This window comes from Aequorivita flava, from assembly GCF_038742595.1.
GTDB classification, from domain to species: Bacteria; Bacteroidota; Bacteroidia; order Flavobacteriales; family Flavobacteriaceae; genus Aequorivita; species Aequorivita marisscotiae.
In genome coordinates this window covers 281,103-303,401 of sequence record NZ_JBANCF010000001.1, presented here as the reverse complement: position 1 = coordinate 303,401, position 22,299 = coordinate 281,103, and the positions used below count along the sequence as shown (strand labels likewise).

17 protein-coding genes, 1 tRNA gene and 1 pseudogene are annotated in these 22,299 nt (G+C 34.4%); 7 read left to right on the top strand and 12 right to left on the bottom strand.

Features of this window, described 5'->3' with window-relative positions:
- Positions 1–8: 8 nt before the first annotated feature.
- Positions 9–722 (top strand): head GIN domain-containing protein, encoded by a 714-nt coding sequence (locus tag VZD24_RS01490; protein WP_342686522.1) that lies wholly within the window; start codon positions 9–11, stop codon positions 720–722.
- A gap of 163 nt (positions 723–885) precedes the next feature.
- Positions 886–1,317, top strand: coding sequence for a hypothetical protein (locus VZD24_RS01485; RefSeq protein ID WP_279447712.1), 432 nt, complete (start codon positions 886–888; stop codon positions 1,315–1,317).
- 63 nt (positions 1,318–1,380) lie between these two features.
- Here VZD24_RS01485 and trxB read toward each other — a convergent pair whose 3' ends face one another.
- The gene (gene trxB, locus VZD24_RS01480; protein WP_279447711.1) at positions 1,381–2,343 is read right to left on the bottom strand and encodes a thioredoxin-disulfide reductase; all 963 of its coding nucleotides are present in this window, start codon (positions 2,341–2,343) and stop codon (positions 1,381–1,383) included.
- Between the two features lie 293 nt (positions 2,344–2,636).
- On the opposite strand from trxB, the gene VZD24_RS01475 reads away from it, so the two are divergent.
- The 5 genes from VZD24_RS01475 to VZD24_RS01455 all read left to right on the top strand — a co-directional run bounded on the left by VZD24_RS01475 (position 2,637) and on the right by VZD24_RS01455 (position 5,870).
- Positions 2,637–2,713 (top strand) — tRNA-Pro (locus VZD24_RS01475).
- A 211-nt stretch (positions 2,714–2,924) separates the two neighbouring features.
- Positions 2,925–3,821, top strand: a complete 897-nt coding sequence (locus VZD24_RS01470; protein WP_342686523.1) for a site-specific integrase — start codon at positions 2,925–2,927, stop codon at positions 3,819–3,821.
- The gene (locus VZD24_RS01465; RefSeq protein ID WP_373693803.1) at positions 3,767–4,168 is read left to right on the top strand and encodes a site-specific integrase; all 402 of its coding nucleotides are present in this window, start codon (positions 3,767–3,769) and stop codon (positions 4,166–4,168) included. The genes VZD24_RS01470 and VZD24_RS01465 overlap by 55 nt, the downstream gene beginning before the upstream one ends.
- Positions 4,169–4,332: 164 nt before the next feature.
- On the top strand, positions 4,333–4,596 hold the full coding sequence (locus tag VZD24_RS01460) for a helix-turn-helix domain-containing protein (RefSeq protein ID WP_279447668.1): 264 nt from the start codon (positions 4,333–4,335) through the stop codon (positions 4,594–4,596).
- 2 nt (positions 4,597–4,598) lie between these two features.
- Positions 4,599–5,870 carry a type II toxin-antitoxin system HipA family toxin gene (locus tag VZD24_RS01455; RefSeq protein WP_342686525.1) on the top strand — a complete coding sequence of 424 codons (1,272 nt, stop codon included), beginning with the start codon at positions 4,599–4,601 and terminating at the stop codon, positions 5,868–5,870.
- Positions 5,871–6,301: 431 nt separating this feature from the next.
- Here VZD24_RS01455 and VZD24_RS01450 read toward each other — a convergent pair whose 3' ends face one another.
- The 11 genes and pseudogenes from VZD24_RS01450 to VZD24_RS15220 all read right to left on the bottom strand — a co-directional run.
- Entirely contained in the window at positions 6,302–9,610 is a 3,309-nt protein-coding gene (locus VZD24_RS01450; RefSeq protein WP_342686526.1) for a fibronectin type III domain-containing protein, read from the bottom strand.
- Positions 9,611–9,643: 33 nt separating this feature from the next.
- Complete coding sequence (locus VZD24_RS01445) at positions 9,644–11,137, bottom strand: T9SS type A sorting domain-containing protein (protein WP_342686527.1); 1,494 nt, start codon at positions 11,135–11,137, stop codon at positions 9,644–9,646.
- Between the two features lie 184 nt (positions 11,138–11,321).
- Positions 11,322–12,974: a tetratricopeptide repeat protein gene (locus VZD24_RS01440; protein WP_342686528.1), complete on the bottom strand. Its 1,653-nt coding sequence runs from the start codon at positions 12,972–12,974 to the stop codon at positions 11,322–11,324.
- A 281-nt stretch (positions 12,975–13,255) separates the two neighbouring features.
- Positions 13,256–13,744 (bottom strand): P-loop nucleotide/nucleoside kinase family protein, encoded by a 489-nt coding sequence (locus VZD24_RS01435; protein ID WP_342686529.1) that lies wholly within the window; start codon positions 13,742–13,744, stop codon positions 13,256–13,258.
- Positions 13,745–14,281: 537 nt separating this feature from the next.
- Positions 14,282–15,142 carry an alpha/beta fold hydrolase gene (locus tag VZD24_RS01430; RefSeq protein WP_342686530.1) on the bottom strand — a complete coding sequence of 287 codons (861 nt, stop codon included), beginning with the start codon at positions 15,140–15,142 and terminating at the stop codon, positions 14,282–14,284.
- Between the two features lie 1,135 nt (positions 15,143–16,277).
- Positions 16,278–17,669 carry a S41 family peptidase gene (locus VZD24_RS01425; RefSeq protein WP_342686531.1) on the bottom strand — a complete coding sequence of 464 codons (1,392 nt, stop codon included), beginning with the start codon at positions 17,667–17,669 and terminating at the stop codon, positions 16,278–16,280.
- Between the two features lie 56 nt (positions 17,670–17,725).
- Positions 17,726–18,976, bottom strand: a complete 1,251-nt coding sequence (locus VZD24_RS01420; protein WP_342686532.1) for an alpha/beta hydrolase-fold protein — start codon at positions 18,974–18,976, stop codon at positions 17,726–17,728.
- Between the two features lie 232 nt (positions 18,977–19,208).
- Positions 19,209–19,778: a hypothetical protein gene (locus VZD24_RS01415; RefSeq protein WP_342686533.1), complete on the bottom strand. Its 570-nt coding sequence runs from the start codon at positions 19,776–19,778 to the stop codon at positions 19,209–19,211.
- 218 nt (positions 19,779–19,996) lie between these two features.
- Positions 19,997–20,929, bottom strand: coding sequence for an NAD(P)-dependent alcohol dehydrogenase (locus VZD24_RS01410; protein ID WP_342686534.1), 933 nt, complete (start codon positions 20,927–20,929; stop codon positions 19,997–19,999).
- Positions 20,930–21,063: 134 nt separating this feature from the next.
- The gene (trpS, locus tag VZD24_RS01405; protein ID WP_342686535.1) at positions 21,064–22,128 is read right to left on the bottom strand and encodes a tryptophan--tRNA ligase; all 1,065 of its coding nucleotides are present in this window, start codon (positions 22,126–22,128) and stop codon (positions 21,064–21,066) included.
- A gap of 15 nt (positions 22,129–22,143) precedes the next feature.
- Positions 22,144–22,284: pseudogene (locus tag VZD24_RS15220) on the bottom strand (zinc-binding dehydrogenase); the annotation flags it as partial.
- Between the last annotated feature and the right edge of the window lie 15 nt (positions 22,285–22,299).

The window sequence follows — 22,299 nt, the reverse complement described above, 5'->3', positions numbered from 1 at the left end:
CAAAATTTATGAAAACTATCAGGTTTATAACGGCAATGGGTGCAGCACTTTTACTGAGCGCCTGTAATTTTACTATTGGAGAAAATGGCAACGGAAATGTAGTTACCGAAGAGCGCCAGGTAACGGCAGATTTTACCGAAGTTCGCGGAAGCGCAGGTTTAGAAGTTTACCTTACCCAAGGGAGTGAAAACAAAATTGTGGTAGAAGCAGACGAAAATCTATTACCACTAATTGAAACCGAAATTAATGATGGAAAACTACACGTTAAAACTTCTGAAAATATTGGCCGTTCAAAGTCGAAGAAAATACATGTAACCTATACAGAACTAAACAATATTGAAGCTAGTAGCGGCGCCGAAGTAAAGGCGAATTCCGTTGTAAAAAGTCAGAATTTAACCCTTAGGAGCAGTAGCGGGGCCTCGTTAAATGCTGAGGTTTTTACCCAGAACTTAATGGTTAAAACCAGTAGTGGTTCAGACTTAGAAGTTTCTGGAAAAGCTACCTCCTTAAATGCAGATGCATCGAGCGGAAGCGAACTGAATGCAAAAAAACTGTTGGTAGTAAACTGTATTGCCGAAGCTTCAAGTGGTGCGGAAGTAACAGTTAATGTGCAAGAAAAATTGGAAACCAGTGCAAGCAGCGGTGGCGAAATAAATTATTTTGGCAATCCAATATCTGTAAATTCAAATAAAAGCAGCTCGGGGAGTGTGAATAAAATGTAAAGCTATCGACACTTCTATGTATTGAAAATACTTCCCGAAATGCTAAAAAGGCTTAACAGTTTGCTAAAACTCTGTTAGGCCTTATGTTATTTACAAAAATTTTAAGAGGTTTTCTTTTTTAATATTTCAACTTTAAGGCAGACAAAAAAAATAAAAAATTATTATGAAAAAATTAGTAGTATTATTAGCATTAGTGGTTTTTGCATCCTGCAGTTCTGATGATGATTCGGGGAATGCAATTTCAACTGAATTTGAAGAAATTAAAACAACATTACCTCAAGGGGAATGGATGATAAGCAAATTGATTGACGGTGAAGAAGACAACACAATGGCCTTCGAAAGCTTTAAATTCACATTTAATGAAGATGGAACAGTAGTTGCAAAAAACGATCTTTTTACCGAAAATGGAACTTGGGTGTATGATAATTCTTCCAGCAGTAGTGAGGAGTTAGTACTTCAATTTGGCCAAACCACCCCATTTGATGAAATTAACGACGATTGGGATATTATTTCGGTAAGTAATATAAAAGTAGAGCTTTCCGATATAAGTGGTGGCGACGGCGAAATAGAATTATTAACCTTTACAAAATTGTAATCTAAGACGCATATAAAACAAAATAGCCGCTATTAAAGCGGCTATTTTATTGTTTAAAACTTGTTAGGCAGTAACTTCAGACTCTATTGTAGCTAGATAGCGTTCAGCATCTAGGGCTGCCATACATCCTGTACCTGCAGCGGTTACCGCTTGGCGATATTCTTTATCCTGAACATCACCGCTGGCGAACACGCCAGGCTTATTTGTTTTGGTAGATTTACCCTTGGTAATAATATAACCAGTATCGTCCATTTCCAATTGTCCTTTAAAAATTTCGGTATTGGGTTTATGGCCAATGGCAATAAATAGGCCGGTTATGGCTATTTCCTTTTTTTCTCCAGTTTGATTGTTCACCATTCTAAGGCCTTCAACCACCATATCGCCTAGAACCTCATCAACTTCAGTATTGTAAAGAACCTCTAAATTAGGTGTATTGTTTACGCGATGTTGCATCGCTTTTGAAGCGCGCATATAATCTTTGCGAACAAGCATGGTAACTTTATTACAAATATTTGAAAGATAGGTAGCTTCTTCAGCAGCAGTATCCCCTGCTCCAACAATTGCCACATCTTGTCCCTTATAGAAAAAACCGTCACAAACTGCACAGGCAGAAACCCCGCCCCCCCGTAATTTTTGCTCACTGGGAATACCTAAATATTTAGCAGTGGCGCCAGTTGAAATAATGATGGTCTCGGCTTCCAATTTTGTGGTATTATCTACGGTAACTTTATGAATACCACCCACTACTTCACTAAATTCAACGTTTGTTACCATACCTATACGAACTTGCGTTCCAAAACGTTCGGCTTGTTGTTGCAGCTCTATCATCATGGTTGGACCATCAATTCCGTTGGGATATCCAGGAAAATTATCAACTTCGGTAGTAGTTGTTAATTGTCCGCCAGGTTCCATTCCCGTGTACACAACAGGTTTTAAATCTGCCCTAGCAGCATAAATTGCGGCGGTATATCCTGCTGGACCTGAGCCAATGATAAGGCATTTTATTCTTTCAATAGTTTCACTCATGATATAATCTTCAATAGTTTTTTCGAATTGCAAAAATAACAACTTTAAAAGGAATGCCATTCTAAAAGTTATGAAGTTTTATAATTGGTAAATTAATTTCTTTAAATTCATTGTTCCATAATGCTAAACGTATGGTTGCGGTGTGATTACTATAGTAACATCAAAAAAATATATCTGCTAAAAATATTGGAGCATTCTTTAAAATTGCTCTTGCCCAAACCTATAATTTGATTATTTTTGCCGTTCAAATTTCCATTCACTACTTTTGAATAAATGGATTTCACAATTTTAATCGGGATGTAGCGCAGCCTGGTAGCGTACACGTCTGGGGGGCGTGGGGTCGCAAGTTCAAATCTTGTCATCCCGACCAAGTCAAAACCATTTGACACCAAAACCCTGTAAATCCTATGATTTACAGGGTTTTATCTTTTTTAGGCCATAAGAGAAAATGCTTAATTTTGATATAAAATCATTATAAATGATACCTAATCGGTTACCCTTCTTTTTAAAACCTAAAAATGCGGCAGCCCTGATTTGACCTTCGTTTTCAAACATTTGTTCAACTTGAAAACGGAAATATCATGAGAAATTCGGTTACCTTTTCGGTAATGTTCTTACCGAGATTCGAAAAAGAATCCAAAGGAAAATCACCTTTGTATGTTCGAATAACTACAAATGGCAAAAGAACCCTCTTCAGCCTAAAACGAAAATTTACCACTACCCTGTGGGATGAAACAAAATCAAGATTAAAAGGCTCAAGTATTGAAGCTTTCCAAATCAATAAGTATTTAGACCAAGTTTACGTTGATATCAATGAAGCCTATCGTGAGCTTCTAAAAGAAAAAAAACTAATCACACCCCTATCGGTTAAGGCTCGTTATCTTGGCGAAGATGATATTAATAAAACATTACTCCAGTTGAGCGCGTATCATAACTTAAATATGAAATCCGTATTAAAACATGGGGCTTTAAAAAACTACTTCACTACCGAAACATATATAAAGAGATTCCTCCAGATCGAACGTAATGCTGAAGACATTTATCTGGAATACCTCAACTATGCCTTTATCATTGATTTTGAAAATTTCCTAAGAAGAAATGTGGCTCAGTTACAATCAAGACCCTTGACCAATAATGGCGTTATGAAGCATCTGGAAAGATTAAAAAAACTCCTTAATCTAGCGTTGAGATTAGAATGGATTGAGCGCGACCCATTCGCAAAATTCTCCCTAAAATTCATCAAAACGGAGCGCTATTTCTTAACTCAGCTTGAAATAGAGAAAATTTTAAAATTCCATTCGGAAAGAAATCATTTAAACAGAACTAGAGATATATTCATTTTCTCCTGTTATATAGGTCTATCCTATATCGATGTAAAAAACCTAAAGAAAGCCAATATCGGGAAAGGTATAGACGGAAACGATTGGATCTACACCTCTCGCCAAAAAACCGATCAAACAGTAAAATTCCAATCCTAAGTATAGCTGGACAGATTATTGAAAAGTATAAAAATGAAATGAAATCACAAGATCGACTCTTACCAGTTTTTTCAAATCAAAAGCTCAATTCCTATTTAAAAGAGATTATGGTACAATTAAAAATAAACAAAAACCTTTCTTTTCATTGTACCCGGCATACATTCGCCACCACAGTTACACTAAGCAATGGGGTGCCTATCGAAACCGTCTCAAAACATCTGGGCCACTCCAAGTTATCCACTACACAGGTTTATGCTAGGGTTCTTGAAAAAAGAATTAGTGATGATATTGGTAATCTTAGGAGTCTATTACAAAAACAAGAATTATCGAAAAATAAAACAGGTTAGTTTATAAAATAGTATCTGCCAATTTTGTACCCCAATAATATTAAGTTTTGGCTAACATTTCATCTTTTGCCAAAGCTTAATACATTAATAATAAAGTAAAGTGTTTATTATAATACACATTTATTTGTTTTTAATTATATTTGTGTACTATAATAAACCATATAATGATTGACGCAGTTACAATTTGGGAAGTAAAAGTACAGCTCGGTGAGCTTTGTAAACAGCAAAGACAAAGATACAAAATATCCCAGGAATATCTTGCCCAAGAACTGGGGCTCTCACGCTATACCATTCAGAAATTTGAAAATGGCAAAAATGCAACCCTAGATACAGTACTTAAAATTGCCAATCATTTTAATTTATTAGAAAAATTATATCAAGCATTAAAAGACTTGGAAAACACTAATGATATAAACTCATTATATTAAAAATGGCTAAAAATAATCTCATAGAAGTTATTTTGTTTGGGCTGGAAATAGGCAAAATAGGTTATATTGTAGACAAAAGGACTTCCTATTTTCAGTACAATCCAGACTTCTTGGAGTCCAATCAATACACAAATGTTTTTCCATATATCTTCAAACGTATAAAACCAGTTCAACTCTTCACAAATTTTGAAGGCGAAACGTTTCGGGGCCTCCCTCCTATGATTGCCGACTCCCTACCTGATATGTTTGGTAATATTATTTTCAAGGAATGGTTCGAAGCTAAAAATAAAGAGTTTCAAAAAATCACCCCTTTAGAGCAATTAACCTATGTTTCTAATAGAGGAATGGGAGCTTTAGAGTATCGTCCTGTGGCTGAAATACCAAAATCAACAACCATAGATATCACCGAAATAGTCCAAGTATTAAATAAAGTGTTAGATTTAAAAAATGAAACAGCAGGAAAAGAATTGAGTGATCTTGCCCTGTTGAACATTTTTAAAATTGGAACCTCAGCTGGAGGAGCCAGACCTAAAATCCTAATTTCAGAAAATAAAAAAACTGGTGATATTATCCCTGGCGATATGGAATATAGCAATGATTATAATCATTATTTGGTAAAACTCTGTCTCAATGAGGAAGATGAAAAAGAGTACAATAAAGAAAAAATAGAATACGCCTACTATTTGATGGCACAAAAGGCTGGAATCCAAATGATGCCTTCAAAATTGATAGAAAACAAGCATTTCGCCACCCTGCGTTATGATAGACAAAATGGAGAGAAACAACACGTTTTAACAACTTCTGGCCTAACGGGATGGGATTTTAAAAAACCTGAAAATGCTAGTTATGAAAACGTCTTTAAATTGGCCTTGGATCTTAAAGTGCCCTATAAGGACATTCAAGAGCTGTTTAAAAGAATGGTGTTTAATATCGTATTTGCTAATATTGACGATCACTTAAAAAACCACAGTTTTATATATAATAAAAATACAGACTCCTGGACATTGGCTCCGGCTTATGACCTAACATATCCTTTAAACATCAATCTCAATTACACAAATATTGCCAGAGCATTGTCTATAAACAATAAACGAAACAACATTACCTTGGCAGATATAATGACCATTGCTGAAACACATGCCATAAAAAACCCCAAAGGCATTATTAATGAGGTTCAAGCTGTAATAGATGAATGGGAAGTTATTACCACAAATTTGGGAATTCCAGAAAGAGTCAGTAAAGCTATTAAAAAAGAGTTTTTACGTTTATTATAAAAGTAAGTTTTTTAATTTGAGAGAATACTAAATAGAATAAACTTTACAACTAAATATGTAATAAACCTAGTTTAAATAACTCCTGACTGTGTATTAAACCTTAAAGAAGGATCTCTCTGAGCAGAGTTCCAATGTCAGGGTGAGCAGCGTGTCCTGAGCGAAGTCGAGGGGCAGTCGAACCCGTTAAACAGACAACCGACAACAGACAACCGAAAACAGATAACCGACAACAGACAACCGAAAACAGATAACCGAAAAAAGACAACAGAAAATCGACAACTGACAACTGAAAACAGACAACTGAAAAACCCCAGCCAGAAGGCCAGGGTTTATTAAATTAAATGGGGAATCTATGTACTTAATCGCTTGTCAAATAACGAACCTTCATCCTCTCTACTAAATCTATAGAAGATTCGAAAACTTTTTTAAGCTTATTCTTTCAAGATTCTAAAGATCCGTTCATCTCCATTAATCGCTACTTTCATAAAATACACGCCTTGCTGCAGCATGCTAGTATTCAATTGCATTTGCGGTGTATTTTCTTTTAGTTCCATAATATTTTGACCCAAAAGATTATAGATTAACACTCTTTCAATAGGCAAATCAGCCTTTAAAGTGATTTGATTTTTTACAGGATTCGGATAGAAAATGAATTTGCTGAAGTTTTCAGTTACTACACCCAATTCCAACGTACTAAAGGATTCAGGTCCAACGAAATCGCTTTCGGTATCTATACCGCACACAGCACGAACATACAGATCGTAAGTGGTGTTGCTATCCAGACCAATCAAAGTTTCACCAAGAAGGCCATCATTATCTATAACACTCAGGCCAGTAGTATTGGGATCAAAACCTGGCGCACCATATTTTATTTCCCATTCGGTTTCAATACCACCGGCTGTCCAGCTCACATCAGCTGTATTAGAAGTAACATTAGTCACTGTAATACCAGTGGGGTCTGGACAAGCTATGCCGTCATCACGAACTTCAATGCAGAAATCTCCTTCATTCCCTGAGTTTCCATTAATTTGCACATAATACGTTTCACCGGCCGTAAGCGCTGTTAATACAACAGCAGATAACAATTCGTTGTTACCAAAATCTATATCGTCATTACAGCCAATTTCAACGCCCATGGTAGTTAAATCAGCACAATCTATAGGTGCTTCATAAACCGCCATTTGTGAATCTATCAAATTACTGGGTGTAATATTTGTGGTTACTGTTACATTTCCACTAGTAGGTGCTTCAAAAGTAAACCAGACCGTATTGGTAGGCAACTGGAGAAAGCAACTGCCCTCAGGTTCATCACGCTCAACCGTTGCTGCTATATTTGTATAAGTGTTTCCTGCACAAACTTCATCAACTATTAAATGTATTGCGTTGCAAACATTATCATTAATAGGAGGTGCTAATAGGGTTGTAAATGAAGCCACTTGGCTAAATTCACTCATATCATTCGCACCGCACAAAGCGCGAACATATACATCATAGGTTGTGTCAGGATTTAAATTTACAAGAGTTTCACCCAAAAAACCATCGTTATCAATAACAGAAGTTCCTCCAGCATCGGGATCAAAACCAGGATCTCCATATACAATTTCCCATTCATTCTCTCTGTCACCAACTGTCCAACTTACATCTGCGGTTGAGACAGTAATATTATCAAATGTAATATCGGTTGGTACCGGACAGGATATTCCGTTATCTTGAACCTCAATACAGAAAGTTCCTTCCATTGTTCCATCATTAAAACTGATGAATCCATTTACTTGAACATAATACGTATCACCTGGGGCTAGATTAGTCAAAGTAACAACAGATAAAAATCCAGTTCCGGTATTGCCGCCATCTTCATCGCAACCCACTTCCATACCTAAGGTAGACATACTACTACAATCTGTTGGAGCTTCATACACTGCTACTTCGGTATCTTCTAAAGTACCTCCCTCAAAATCTGTAGTTACGGTAACGTTGCCACTTAAGGGAGCTTCAAAACTAAACCATACTGTTTGATCTCCTGGAGCATCAAAACAAGAACCTTGCGGTTCATTATTTTCTAAAGTACCCCCTACGTTCGTGAAAGTACTGCCGCTGCAAGGTTCGTCTACAATTAAGTGTGTGGCATCACAAAGATAATCATTTATAGGATTGGTTTTAAGAGTTATAGGTCCTGTAAAAAAGCTATTACCATCTGAGCCACCACATTGGGCTTGAACATATACACTATAAATATGGGCAGGGATAAGATTGGTTATAGAAACGTTTGGATTATCTCTAACTTGTGCAGAATCTCCTTCTGTTTCTGGATTAAAACCAGGTTCACCATATTTTACCAACCAATCTGTTTCGGTTCCACTGGGTGACCAGCTAATATCAGCTGTGGTAGCTGTAGTAGCATTTATCTGTAAATTTGTTGGTTTTACACAAGCCTGTGTTTCGGTAATTGAAATGTCGTCCAAGGTCATAAAAAAAGGAAAAAAACCAGTATTTACATGTCCTTGAATACCAATATAAAACACTCCTGTTGTAGCAGGAGTAAATGTACCGCTTACTTCTTGGTAATCTCCATTAGTTATTTCGGTGGTGGGGATTATTTCATGGATCATATCTCTAGAACTGTCTGAAATTCCATAGCTTACAGCAATATTCGCTCCTTCCGTATTGCTCTGTCTAGCGTAAAAGGTAAGGGTATAGTTTATACCAGCTTGAACTTCTATTGGATAAAACATCCAAGCTTCGCTACCATAGGCTAAAAATATATCCCAATCGCCAGTGCGTGGAGCTCTATCGTGGTCTATGAAGGTGTTGTTGGCTATCCAATACGAATTCATCACTAATTCCTGAGTCCAACAACCATCGAGACTGTTGTTGTGGGTATAACCATTTTCAAATCCTTCGAAAAAGGGGATTGTTGCAGTCAAGCAAGGTGTTATAAATCTTAATGGACCAGCAAATTCGCTTTCTCCGTTTCCACTACCACATACAGCTTTCACATAGATATCCTGAACAGTCCCAGGTTGTAAATCGGTTATGGTATTATTTGGAGTCCCTAGAACATTCATTAAACTTCCTTCTGTTTCTGGATCGAATCCTTGCAAACCATATTTAACAATCCATTCCGTTTCAGTATTACCTGCTGACCAGTTAAGATCTAAAGAGGTCGCGGTTAAGTTTTCAAAATTTATATTAGAAGGTTTTGGGCACCTTGGTAATGCTTCTACTGAAAATTCATCTACATAAAGTTGAAATGCTGCAGTAGACGTTGCTACAATAGCAATGTAGACAGGCTGTCCATTATAAGCAGTCAAATTATATGTATAGTTTATATAATCTCCCAAATCATCCACATCGGAAATTGTAGTTTCTGAGCCCAATAAAACCGTAAAATCGGAAGGGTTTGTACCTGTAGTGGATAATTTAACCTCAAATGATTCTGGAAAGGTTGGCCCCGTTCCTCCAGCGTAAAATGAAACTAAATCAGAAACTCCTATGTTTACTGTAAACTGGGGAGAAATTAAATAGTCATCATGTGCAGCTGTTTCAAAATTAATCCGGACTCCTCCAGCTCCACGATAGCCATCTCCAGCATGATATTGCCAAGATGCTCCTTGTGCGTCGTTATCAATAACCGTCCATTCACGTGGGATTTCCGTATCAAAACTTTCTAAAAATTGGGCAGTAGTCTGCCAGCTTGTTATGCTGAACAGCATAACAAGTACTAAAACTGTATTTTTCATTCAAATAATTTTATGGGTTGCTAATACCCTTGATTAGTGTTTAATAATTTTCTTTACTACGGTAGAACCATCATCAAGTGTGAGATTTACGAAATAAACACCATTTGTGTAGTTTGAAATATTCAATCCAAGGGTGTTTGCGTTTACATTTTTCATTTCCCGTAAAAGCGTACCGGTTATTGAATAAACTTTTAGGTTGGAAATAGTTTTAGATAGACTTTCAATATTAAAATTATCCTTAACTGGATTGGGATAGATTGCAATGTTATTTTCAAGAACATCGTTATCTGTTACGCCCAATAGAGAAGGGTTCATAAAAATATAGGCTGATCCTGCACGGTCAATCTCATTTCCTCCATTTTCATCATGATCTTCCCATGGAGCTCCTGATATCAATTGATTTTCATGCATTGCAACACTCCAACCATAAAAGTCTTCCGCTACGGTATCAGAACCTTGTATTACCTGGTCCTCTACCCATGTTCCTGAACTCTCTCTTTTATAGAAGTAAACTTCTCCTGCTTCAAGTCCAAAAATATGTGGCGCACTTACAACAATATAATCTCTCTGAATATCTGTACTCCAACCATATTGAGTGCCTTCTGTAGAGGCGTTTCCATTTAGCTTTTGTACCTCTACCCATGCCCCTTGACTGTCTTTTTCAAATACATAGGCCGCACCTTGCTCCAAATTTGATCCATAAGCTCCTACTACTAATTGATCGCCAGATAGACTCACTGAGGTGCCAAAGAAATTGTCATTAGCGGCATCTGATGCCATAAGGGTTTGATTATACTCCCAAGTTCCATTACTATTTTTCAAATAAACATATGCAGCTCCTTTTCTTCCATCTACTTCATTAGCTCCAATTACCAAATAATCCCCAGATATAGAAACACCTATTCCAAAAGTATCGGATGCCGGGGCTGTAGGACTAAGAATTTTTTGAGCTTCTGACCAATTTCCAGCTACTTTAGTAAAAACATATACCGAACCGACCCATCCATTTTCACCTGGAGCCCCTACAACAATTGTATTCCCTTCAGCATCTAAAGAGGTAGGGTTCATACCTAGTTTTGCATCATTACTCATATCGGAAGCTACCAGTTTTGTGCCGAACTCCCAGTTATTATTTTGATAATCGTAAACGTACAAAGCACCAGCTCTTTGAGTACCACCTACGTCTGCTCTACCCGCAGCTACAACTAGGTAATCTTCTGTAATTTTTACACCGCCACCAAATTCTGCTCCTTGGTTTGGATCATCAGCTGCCAATCTTTGCGAATTCATCCAATTCCCTTGGCTGTCTTTACTATAGATATATGCAGCACCAGATGCTATAGTTTCTCTTGAAGCGCCTACAACAGCAAAGTTTTCAGTAATAGCAACAGAAGTACCATACTCAGCCCGACTTTCTCTGTTTGTGCTCACAACTTTAGCTGTTTGGGTAAATTGGGCTTTTGCTGTTGTGATACCAAATAGGCAAAAAAGAATAAAAATACTCTTAGTAATGTTAATTTTTGTCATTAGTTAAATTTTAGAATTAGTTATTTTTTTTAATTAGAGTAAAAAAGAAAGTGTGAAAATCACACACCCTTTTTCAACTCAATAGATACTATTTATTCGATAAAAATAGAAACAAGCTAGATTTTTGTCCAAAAAAGGAGGCGGACATTTTGTGACATGTAGTGTTTAAATGTGTGACAATGCCCTAAATAGCCGAAAGATATGCGTGAAGCGGAAGGCCTTCTGGGACATTCATTTTTTTTGAGATACGCTCCTTCCGCTTTCGGCAGGATTCTGGAGTAATGTTTAGTAGCGATGCTATTTCCTTATTACTTAAATTCATATAGAGGAACGTTAAAAAACGAATGTCATTAGGTGTTAGTTTGGGGTGTTGCGATCTTAGTCTATCCAGGAAGCCTTGGTTTAACTCTTCAAAATGCACAAAAAAGCTATCCCATTGCGTATCTTTTTTTAAGTGCTTTTTTAAATCGTTTACTTGATTTTTTAAGGGGGTATTGGTTGTAATTTGGGTGTTTATGGACAACGATTGAACCACCTCTTCAATAAGTTCATTTCTACTTGCCAAATACATGGCTTTCGCTGTCAATTCTCTGTTTTTTATATCCAGTTCGTTTTTAAGGCGTTCTTTTTCCAACAATTCCATGGCAACTTTTTCACGATGCTTTTCTTCAATTAACAAGTGATCGCTTTTTTCTTTTGCCAATTCCAGTTCAACAATCCTTTTTCGCTGTTTGTGTTTAAGGGAATTGTTTTTGTAAATCCAAAGTAAAAAACCCATAATGAGTATTACACTAAACATCAAAGTATAAAAAAACTGTTTTTCCTGTTTTAATAATTTTTTACTTTCCAAAAGTTCGTTTTGGTAATTCTGGATTTGGAACTTTACTTTTTCACTCTTAAACAAGGCCATATTCTTAATAGCATATAGTGAGTCTGTAGCTAAGAGAACAGAATCTTTATAGGCCATTGCTTTGTGAAATTCATTTGTTTCACCGTAAAGATCTGCCAGGCTTCCGTAAGACTCAATACGCTCCTCAATGTTCAATTGTGCTGCACGGGCCATTAAAACGTATTTCTGGGCTTTTTTAAACTGCTTTTGCTTTTCGTAGATTTTGGATATCAATAGTAACAGCGTAATTTTATCATTAACCGTAGCTCCTTCATTTATAAGGGATAGATTATTTATTTGCGGTAAAATATCTAAAGCTAGTCTTTCGGCCTGTACATATTGTTCTCTCAAAAATAGATTTTCTGCTTTTGCTATTTTTGCCAATAAAAGTACGTTGGACCTGATTTTTAATATGGGTAATGCCTCTTCGATATATTTCTCTGCTTGGTCTAATTCCCCCATTTTATTTAATACCAACGCAAGATTGATTCCATAGGTCCCAATAATCTCATTGTCATCAAGGTCTTTAGCAATTTCATAGGCCTTAAAAAAAGATTCTTTAGCTTTAGGAAGGTCTTTTTCCTCAACATATAAAATTCCTATATTATTAACAACAGCCATTTCCTGGCTCTTACCAAGATGTTTAATAGCAATTTCATACGCTTTTAAATAATACCGAAAAGCCTCTCCATAGTCCAACATTAAAAAATAATTAGTACCAATATTTATGGTAGCATTAAAGGCTTGTGCATACCATTCATTCCGAAGGGCAATTTCCTTTGCCTCAATTAATTCTTCAATAGACTTAATGTATTCTTTTTCGGATAAGTATTTAACCCCAAGGTTAATTTGATCAACAACGCTTGACTGCGCGTTATTTTGAGCGAGAAGTTTTAAGGGAAATATGCTTAATAGCAACAATAGAATTGCGTAAGTATGTATGCGCATTCTTGTTTTTTTAATATTTAAATTTAATACTTGAATTTTATATTTATTGTTTAGGAAGTAAATGATTGATTATGAGGTGTTGTAATTAGTTTGATATTCTAATTAAGACGCTTACTGTCTAAAAATGTTACATAATTACATTGCGTAAGCGAATAGGTTTTTATCATTAAACAATTCTTTACAGTAATCATTTTGCACTAAAAAAAAGAGAAATGAAATTACAGAAATTTCTTTTTAAAATTCAATAATCTGTTATCCCATTTCTAGGTTTCCCTGCTCCTTCAGCCACTAATAACTATTCCTCCAACCATCTCTTCTTCGCTGGGTTTTTCAAACCAACGCTCCATAAATTCAAAATTTTCTTTGGTTACCTCAAATTCAAAAGTAGCCCCTTTTTCCTTATTACGTTTCATTATTCTTTCGAACCGAGTTTCTTTTGAAATATCCAAAAAATGAGTTTTCAGCTGAAATCTATTGGATTTAGCAAATTTTCTAAATTTTTCCCTGTGCTCAAATTTTGATAAACCCAAGTCCAGAATAGAATCTGTTTTTCTGTTTTCCAATTGGTGAACTAAGTCCATAATCATTACTTCTGCTCTATCAATTCTTTCAAGAAACCATTCCAAGCCGTCATCCGGTTTCTTGTCGGCAAGAAATAGTGTTTTATTCCACTTGTCGATTGAAAAGATAATTCCGTGGGTTTTTCTTCTCAATTCCATTGCATAGGTTGTTTTTCCAGAGCCTGTATTTCCAACTATCAGATGTACCATATCGTTTTAAATATTGGAACTAATGATTATTATTATAACTTGTCATTTTCTTTACGCTTCAAACCATTCTTTTCCGAACTAATAAGCAAAAATTCAATAAAGAATCCACAGATAAGGATGAGGCTTATATCTTTAAATGAATCACCTAAAATTTGATGACATACAATTATTAAAATTGCCCATATTGTACTACTAATTATTTGAATCCTAGTTAAGGTTTGTTTGATTCTTTTCGTGGCTTTCATATTTTTATAACTTTCATATAACTTCGGTTTCAATAGAATTTAGAAACGCATTAAATCCAGAACTAAAATGCGTAAAACGATCAGAATATTAATCTAATATTCCTACTACTATAATAGCAGAACTCAAATTAAATTGCTTAAATGATTGAGCTAAACTGCCTCCATAGTAAAATAAACATTGACAATCTAGTATATATAATACTGGTTATTTTTCATCAGATTCATTAAATCCAAATTGCAACATTAAAATCGTTACTATTACTTACTGTTTTATTACCATCATATTTTTCACCTAAATTCTTGTCTTATTGATTATTTTATCTTCAATTGTTCTAAAATTGTTTGTATTTGGTACATGTTTAGATCCTTCCAATAAATCAACTACTTCTAAAGAAGGAAAAATATTTTTTGCTCGTTTTATCATTTTTTTACCAGGAAAAAGGATATCTTTTTCAGCTGCGAAAATGCTGATTGGTGTTTTTATATTTTTAGCTGAATCTTTAGTAATTACAGGTAGTGGTGAGAAATCCATGTTGCAGTGCTTAAATGTATTTGACATATAGGTTAACGCAAAATCATCGTATTCAGAAAGGAGGACACCCATTACTTTTTTAATGTGCTTTTGGTTATTTGTATTGATAAACTTTTTTAATGGCATGAACATTTTGAATAAACCTACAAGTGGATTACCATTTACTATATAGACTGGGGCGATTAAAAAAACATGCCTAATTGGTGTTTCATTAAACTCTAGTGCTTTTAAGCTAATGAAACCCCCAAAAGAAAAACCAACTAAGGTTACATTTTTTAGTCTTAGTTTTATGATCATTTCAATAAGCCATTTACCATAATCTAAAGATTTCATGTCTAATCTATTTTCAGCACTTTTATTCGGTTGTGCTAACACATCTATTGCATAGACACAATATTTAGAGGCTAGATTGGGGAAAGAGTCTAAAATTTGTGGTGCACAACCTCCTGTTCCGTGAATCAGTACTAAAGGAGGGTTTTGAGCATCTCCAGTAGTAATAACATTAGTGACACCAAACTTTGTTTCTACCAATTTTTCTGAATATTCAATATTCAGCTCTTTTAACTTATGATTGTAAAGGGTTATGATTTTTTCTTTTCCTTCTTTTGATTTGAAAAACATAGATTGTTCGTTTTTTGATTGATGATTTAAGGTTTGATGATAGTAAGTTTTCTTAACTAATCAACTTAAGAATTGGGATAATCTAGAGCCTAGCTAAATAGTAATAACCACATTTTCTTATGCCTTTCTCAACATATTTATGAGCTTGGGCCATTTTGTCTAAGAGATATATTCTATCAATAACAGGCTTGATTTTCCTTTATTTACAGCAAAGTTGGTTAAAATGTGTGGTTGAAAAGTTCGCGTTTGGAAATTAGAACGTAATTGGTTAACTCATTTTTACTCATTTCCTGTTTTTTCAATTTACATTCTTTAGTTTTTTTATCTGCTCTTTTAAATTCCATTCAAAATCAAATCTATCCTTTTAAAATAAAGCGATTTAATCGAGTCCAATTTCAGTTCTTTGTTCAAATTGCTCGGTTTCATAATATGCAAGTTTTAATAAATAGAAAATATCTCCATCTTTCTGATATTGTTGGGTGAGGCTTTCTGTAATAGGAATTAACTGTTGCCAATTTCCATTTCTAGTGAGAGTGATAGCTTTAGTTCTGTTATTAAAATATTCATGGGATCTTGAACAATATGAGTTGCTTCTTGAAAAAAACACTAAATACACATAGTATGATTACTAATAAAACACTTTAGGGGATTATCAACATTCCCTCACCACAAAAAAATCATTATGAGGGTTTTCTATTTGTTTTCAAGAGGATTTTGTTTTGTCAGTTGTATTACTTTGACACGAACCAATCAAGATGATTGATAAAACATATACTATAATCTTTATTTTTTTCATTACTTGGGTTTCTCTATAAGTCTATAGGGTTCTTAAATGTTAAGCATTTTCTTCCTCCAAAATCAATTTCTGAGTTATGCCCAATACTTTGTAGCAAACTAGGAGCAAAATGGCCTAAACTATACTACTTAGTATTTGAATTCTTGTTAGGACCTGAATTAATTTCTTTGTGTTTTCCATTTTCTAAAAGTTTATATGATTGCTTATTTATTGTCTCTATTTAGTTAGTGACAGGTTTTAAGAAATATTACAAGATAGAGAATTTTTATTTTTAGATAGTTCCATTTTCATAATGAATGCCAGCCATTTAGACACTTACTATTTCGAAGAAAATTATTTTTACTTGAATTTTTGTTTTATACTTTCTAAATTTTTCTGATAAAATTCGAGATCTTTATCCGCAGTTGAAGCAGCAATATCAACTGCTCTTTGATAGTTTTTAAGAGAAGCTTCTAAATCACCATTTATCATTAATGATTCACCATAACTATCAAACGCATTTGCTGAATTCGGATAAAGGATAGTATTTGCTTTTAAAATCGATTCAGCTATTTTTGTTTTTTTGTGGGTCAATAAATATTCATACCCTAGATTATTGACGTCTCCTTCGTCAAACAAATTGGCTTCTTTACATTTTTTTAAACTTTCAAGAATTATGTCGTCTGATTTTCCAACTGTAAAATGGTCAAGCTTATTATTTAAATCCATAAACAACTGGCTATATGTTTTATTTCTATTAGCCCGATAAGATTCTGCTGCTTTCTGGGCCAAGTCAAGTGTTTTATCATAGGCACCTTCAACAGTTGTTTCTATTTCAGGGATTACCCCTACGCCTTCCCAATTGGTTTTAGTAATTGGGTTAATTGCTTTTCCCATTGGAATAAAAACATTCAAATTAGCATTGATTCTCATACTACGTCCGGGATTAGCACCTCCCCCAGTGGTTTGTCCTACTAAAGTTGCCCTCTTTTGAGTTTGCATGTTATATGAAAATTCTTCGGCTGCCGAGAAAGTTCTTTCACTTGTAATAATGAATAAAGGAACATCGTGCATTCTACGTCCTCCAACTTCATCTAATGTCCAAAATTCTTGTGTACTGTTTCCTTCTCTCCAATAAAGGCTATTTAAAAGCAATTTCTGATTAAAAAAATAACTGCATAGGTACTGAACCATGTTGGGACTTCCTCCCCCGTTTTTGCTTAGATCAATGATGATTGCATCTGTTCTTGACATTAATTTCATAAAAGCATCTGCAATGTCCTTTCCAGTTTCCATTCCGGCAAAACCCCTTAAGTCTAGATAACCAACATTACCTTCCAAGATTTTAACCGTATTGAACCCTGCATTTGCCGCTCTGGATCTGTCTATTCCAATAACATATTCATCAATTGTTCTTTCCTTAGACTTTCCCGAATCGTTGCTAGCTTGGTTAGACCAAATACGCATGTGCTTGTCCTTATTAATGGTCTGTACTGAATTAGTCAAGGCTATTGCAAAAGTTTCATTATTTTCAAACTGATCAAAATATCCATTTAACAATTGAGCTTTTAGATGCGTTTCAGTTAACTTTGCAACTTCAGGAAACACATAAAAATCATTCATTAATTGGGTGATGTTTTGAATAACCTCTTTCTTATACTCTTTTGTTAATGAATTGTCTTGTGCATTACATATACCCGTATTAAAAAGGAGTGCTACAAACAGTATAGGTAATTGGATAATAATTTTCATTTCTTGTTTCTTTTAAAAACTAAACCTTATTAAAATATAACTTTTGATTGTGTCTTTTATTTTTTCTTTAATGCTTCCATTCTTTCTTTATAATAATTATCCCCACTTATTTCATACGCTTTGGTCACAAATTTTAAAGCATTTTTATAATCATCAGTTCTTTCATAATAATCTGCCATAGAATCATAAGCATTGGGACTATTGGGGTAAAATTCAATATCGAAATCAAAGAACATTTTCGCCTTTTCCGGTTGTTCCATATCTAAGCTCATATTTCCGAGCATATTCAATAAATCTTCAGGATATGGTGGCACAGAGTATTTAAAATAAGTTTTTAGTTTTTTTGCGCGGTATTTTATTATTTCAGATAATTCCTTCTTTGAAGTTTCGGGTGAATTAAATTTAGAGGTATTCTCCATCTGGTACCATCGAAAAACGGAAATTAAGCCATCCATTATAGACGGGAAAGCTATTGTGCCATGCAGATCCCTTGGATAAAACTTCCATTCCAAAGCCAATCCATTTTGTTTGTTTTGCTTTACGATATTTGAAAAGGCAATATTAGACCTTGGAAAAAGCGTAAAATCTGAACTATCCTGCATAACATTAGCTATTGTAACAGTTGGATCCTGCATGTTTAATTGCCCATTTAATGACATAAATAAAGATTTTCCTTTATAGTCTTTAGTCGCTAACATGCTTTGAGCTTCCGTAAATAATTTTTGGTTATCCCAATCAAGACTGGGGTCGATTGCTATATAATTAGAAAATAAGTGTGGATGGTGTACTAGCGAAAAAAGCGTAAATAAACCCCCATACGAATGCCCTATTAGGGTTCTAAAATTGGTTACAGGATATTTATTTTCAACGAAAGGAATAAGTTCCGTCTCTAAAAAATTACTAAAATTGGCGGCATCTCCGTTTTCTTGTTCAAATGGCATTCCATACATCTCTGTTACTTTTGATGTTGTTAAATCACGCATTCTGTTTTTATCGTTTGAAATACCGATAAGTACCATATCGGGCGTAAAACCACCACTATAAAATTCTTGAACATTGTTTACCGTAGGAAGTAGCACTTCGCCATCTAAAATATAAACTACGGGGTATTTTTCCTTTTCTTTGGCGTTAAAGCTTGCAGGAAGTTGCACATAAATTTTCCTGTATTCTTTCAGGCTTTCGGAATATATGCTATCCAAAGTACCAACTTTTTGCAGAAATGAAATATTATGATCGGTTTGGCTATTTACAACTTGTAGAAAGATAAAACTTATGCCAATTACTAATAATACGAGTGTTTTATTCATTATTTAATTAATTTTTCAACGTGTTCAGGTGAATTACGTTGATTAGTTAGGAAATAATTTATTTTAAGAAAACGAATCAAGCCTAAATCCACATGGCCTTTAGAGTATATAATAGGTTTGGATTTTGCAATAATACATCCCTTACGAAGACAAATGTAACTAAATTATTAGTTATAACTAATGGCTTAGTTGTAATATATTTGGTCGTTGTAGCTATTTGGTGTCCATTGAGTTAAAGGATGGTTCCTGAAGCCTTAGCTTGAGTGTCCATTTTTCGGCCAATAAATAAGCCGATTACTATGCCAACACTAATTCCTACCGCGATTCCTAAAGACCTTTCAAAACGTGAACCTAGGATAACGCCTAAAACTACACCGAAGGCAGCTCCAATAGATACTCCAACTTTTACATAGTATCCTGCCGAAATTAAAGAATGCTTTTCTTTTAAAAATACTCTAAAGTCTTTTAGCATTTTGTTGAAGTACTTTTTGTTATTTCCCATTTTGGGTTTTAGATCTAAGCGATCAAGTTCCTTTTCAATGGATTGAAGTTCATCTTTCGTGAACTCTCTATTCTTCAACCTGGTTAGAATATCAAGGAAATTATCATACACCTTAATTTCAGATTTATTGGTTGTTTCCTTTTTTAAACTTTCAAAAAAGGCATAAGCTGCTTGTAGTGTCATAATATTATTGTTTTCTTGGTTAGTGCTCAAAGCAAAAAAAATAAATAAGAAACTTGTATTTCTTAAAATAATGGAGCGAACCTTTACATAACAGTTAGTTGGGAAGATTTTACTCATTCAGATTCTTGTAAAGTGTTCTCTGCTTGTTTTAGATATCGTTCATTATGAAATATAAATACTTTAAAGGTATATGTTAATCGGCAAATTTATACCGTTTAATATTTTGTAATTAATATAATAGGCAGGTAACCTATTTATTGCAGGCTTTAACAAGTATACTTGGTTAAACTGCTTTTTGATGAATGATTTATAAATTGAGAATATCTATAGCTCAACTAAATAGTGACCACCACATTTCCTCTTTTATGCCCCATCTCAACATATCTATGAGCTTCGGCAATTTTTTCTAAAGGATATATTCGATCAATAACAGGGATAATCTTCTCTTGTTCTACTAAAGTTTTTAAATTAAAAAAAGCTTCTTTTGTAGTTGATGGCGTTCCAAGATCGATGGATATATATTTGCCATTCGATGTCAATGCTTTTTTACTCTTTTCTTTTAGTTTCGATGATTTCGAATTGCCTACAGCATCAATCACATATTCATACCTTTCCAATTGTTTTTCAGCATTTTCTAGGGTATAATCAATCATCTTATCACTACCTAAAGAGGTTACTAATTCAAAGTTTCTACCACTGCATACACTAGTAACATGAGCCCCCATATGCTTCGCCAATTGAATGGCCATTGTACCTATACTTCCTGATGCTCCATAAATTAAAACTTTGTCTCCTCTATTTATGCTGGTCTTTTTTAATAAATGGGAGGCAAGCAAACCACCATAGGGGATCGCTGCAGCTTCCTCAAAACTAAGATTTACAGGTTTTAATGCAAGATTCCAATTTTCCGGTAAACAAATATATTCTGCATAAGAACCAAAACGGCGCTTGGTAGGTGAGATGGAACCGTAAGCAAAAACCTCATCCCCAATTTCAAACAATGTTACATTTTTACCTTTACGCTCCACAATTCCAGAGGTTATCATCCCCAAGACAGGATTTCTGGGACGTCTAAAGCCAAATATGATTTGAAGCATAAATTTTAGATGTGGTGCTTCTTCCATTTTACGAATGAGGACATCGCTTGCAGTTACTGCTGTAGCATGTATCTTGATGAGGATCTCATTATCTTTTGGTGTTGGTTTTTTAATATTCCTTAGTACAAGATTTTCTACATCACCATATTTTAGACATTCTATTGCTTTCATAATTGATTTATTTAGAGCAAAGTTGGATAAAATGTGGGGTTGAAAAGTTCGAGTTTTGAAATTGGAACTTAATTGATAACTCTATTTTACTCCTTGCATGTTTTATCAATTTCACTACGTCGTTGAAGTTAGTGCTATGCTATTTTCATATTCATTGCTTCAGTGACTTCGCTCAACGTTTCAATAGCTGTTTCTCTTGCTTTTGTAATTCCTTGAATCAAAATATTCCTCACATAATCCTTATTTTCTTCAAGTTCTATTCTTTTCTTCCTAATGGGTTCAAAATATGTGTTTATGGCTTCAGCTGTTAGCTGTTTAAGTTTTCCTGATCCTTGGCCTCCAATTTCATCAGCAATAGCTGTTGGATTTTTATCTGAACATAAGGAAGCTAACTTAAGTAAGTTGGAAACTTCTGGTCTGTTTTCGGGGTCATAAGTTATGTAACGGTTTGAATCAGTTTTGGCAGATTTTATTAGTTTTACTGTTTCATCAGTTGTTGACTTTATCATAATTGAATTGTTACGACTCTTACTCATTTTTTGAATACCGTCTAACCCAAGAATAGTAGGGATATCAGTAAAAAGAGCAACTGGTTCTGGAAAAATATTACTATTGAATTTCGTATTAAAGCGTTTTGCAATTTTTCGGGTTAATTCTATATGTGGTAATTGGTCTTTGCCTACAGGAACAACATTACTTTTGCAAAACAAAATATCTGCAGCTTGGTGAACTGGATAGATATACATACCTGCATTAATAGTATTCATTCCTGAAGCTATAATTTCTTCCTTAACAGTTGGATTTTTGTTTAATTCTGAACTGGATACTAATGTAAGAAACGGAATAGTTAATTGGTTTAATTCAGGAATATGACTATGAGGAAAAATGTGTGTCTTATAATTTTCAGGGTCTAAACCACAAGCTAAATAATCCAAAGTTAATTCAAAGGTAAATTTTGAAATTTCATTAAAAAGGTTTCTATCTGTCAACACCTGATAATCAGCAATTAAAACATAAGTCTCAATACCTGCACTTTGCAATTTTATACGATTTATAATCGATCCAAAATAATGACCAAGATGCAAATTACCTGTAGGCCTATCTCCAGTTAATACACGGTATTTTTGAGGGTTCTTATACAAATCATTTTCTAATAGTTTGCTTTGCTCTTTTGCATTTTCAAAACTTTTATTTTTCATTTTATGGTAGATGATTTATTGATTGATGATAACTACATTACCTACTTTTCGACCTGTGTCAAGGTATTGATGTGCATATTTTATATCCGAAAGGCCATATTTTTTATAAATATGGGTATATATTCGACCTTGTTCAAAGAGGCTTTTTAAATCCTTTAATAAACGTTTTAA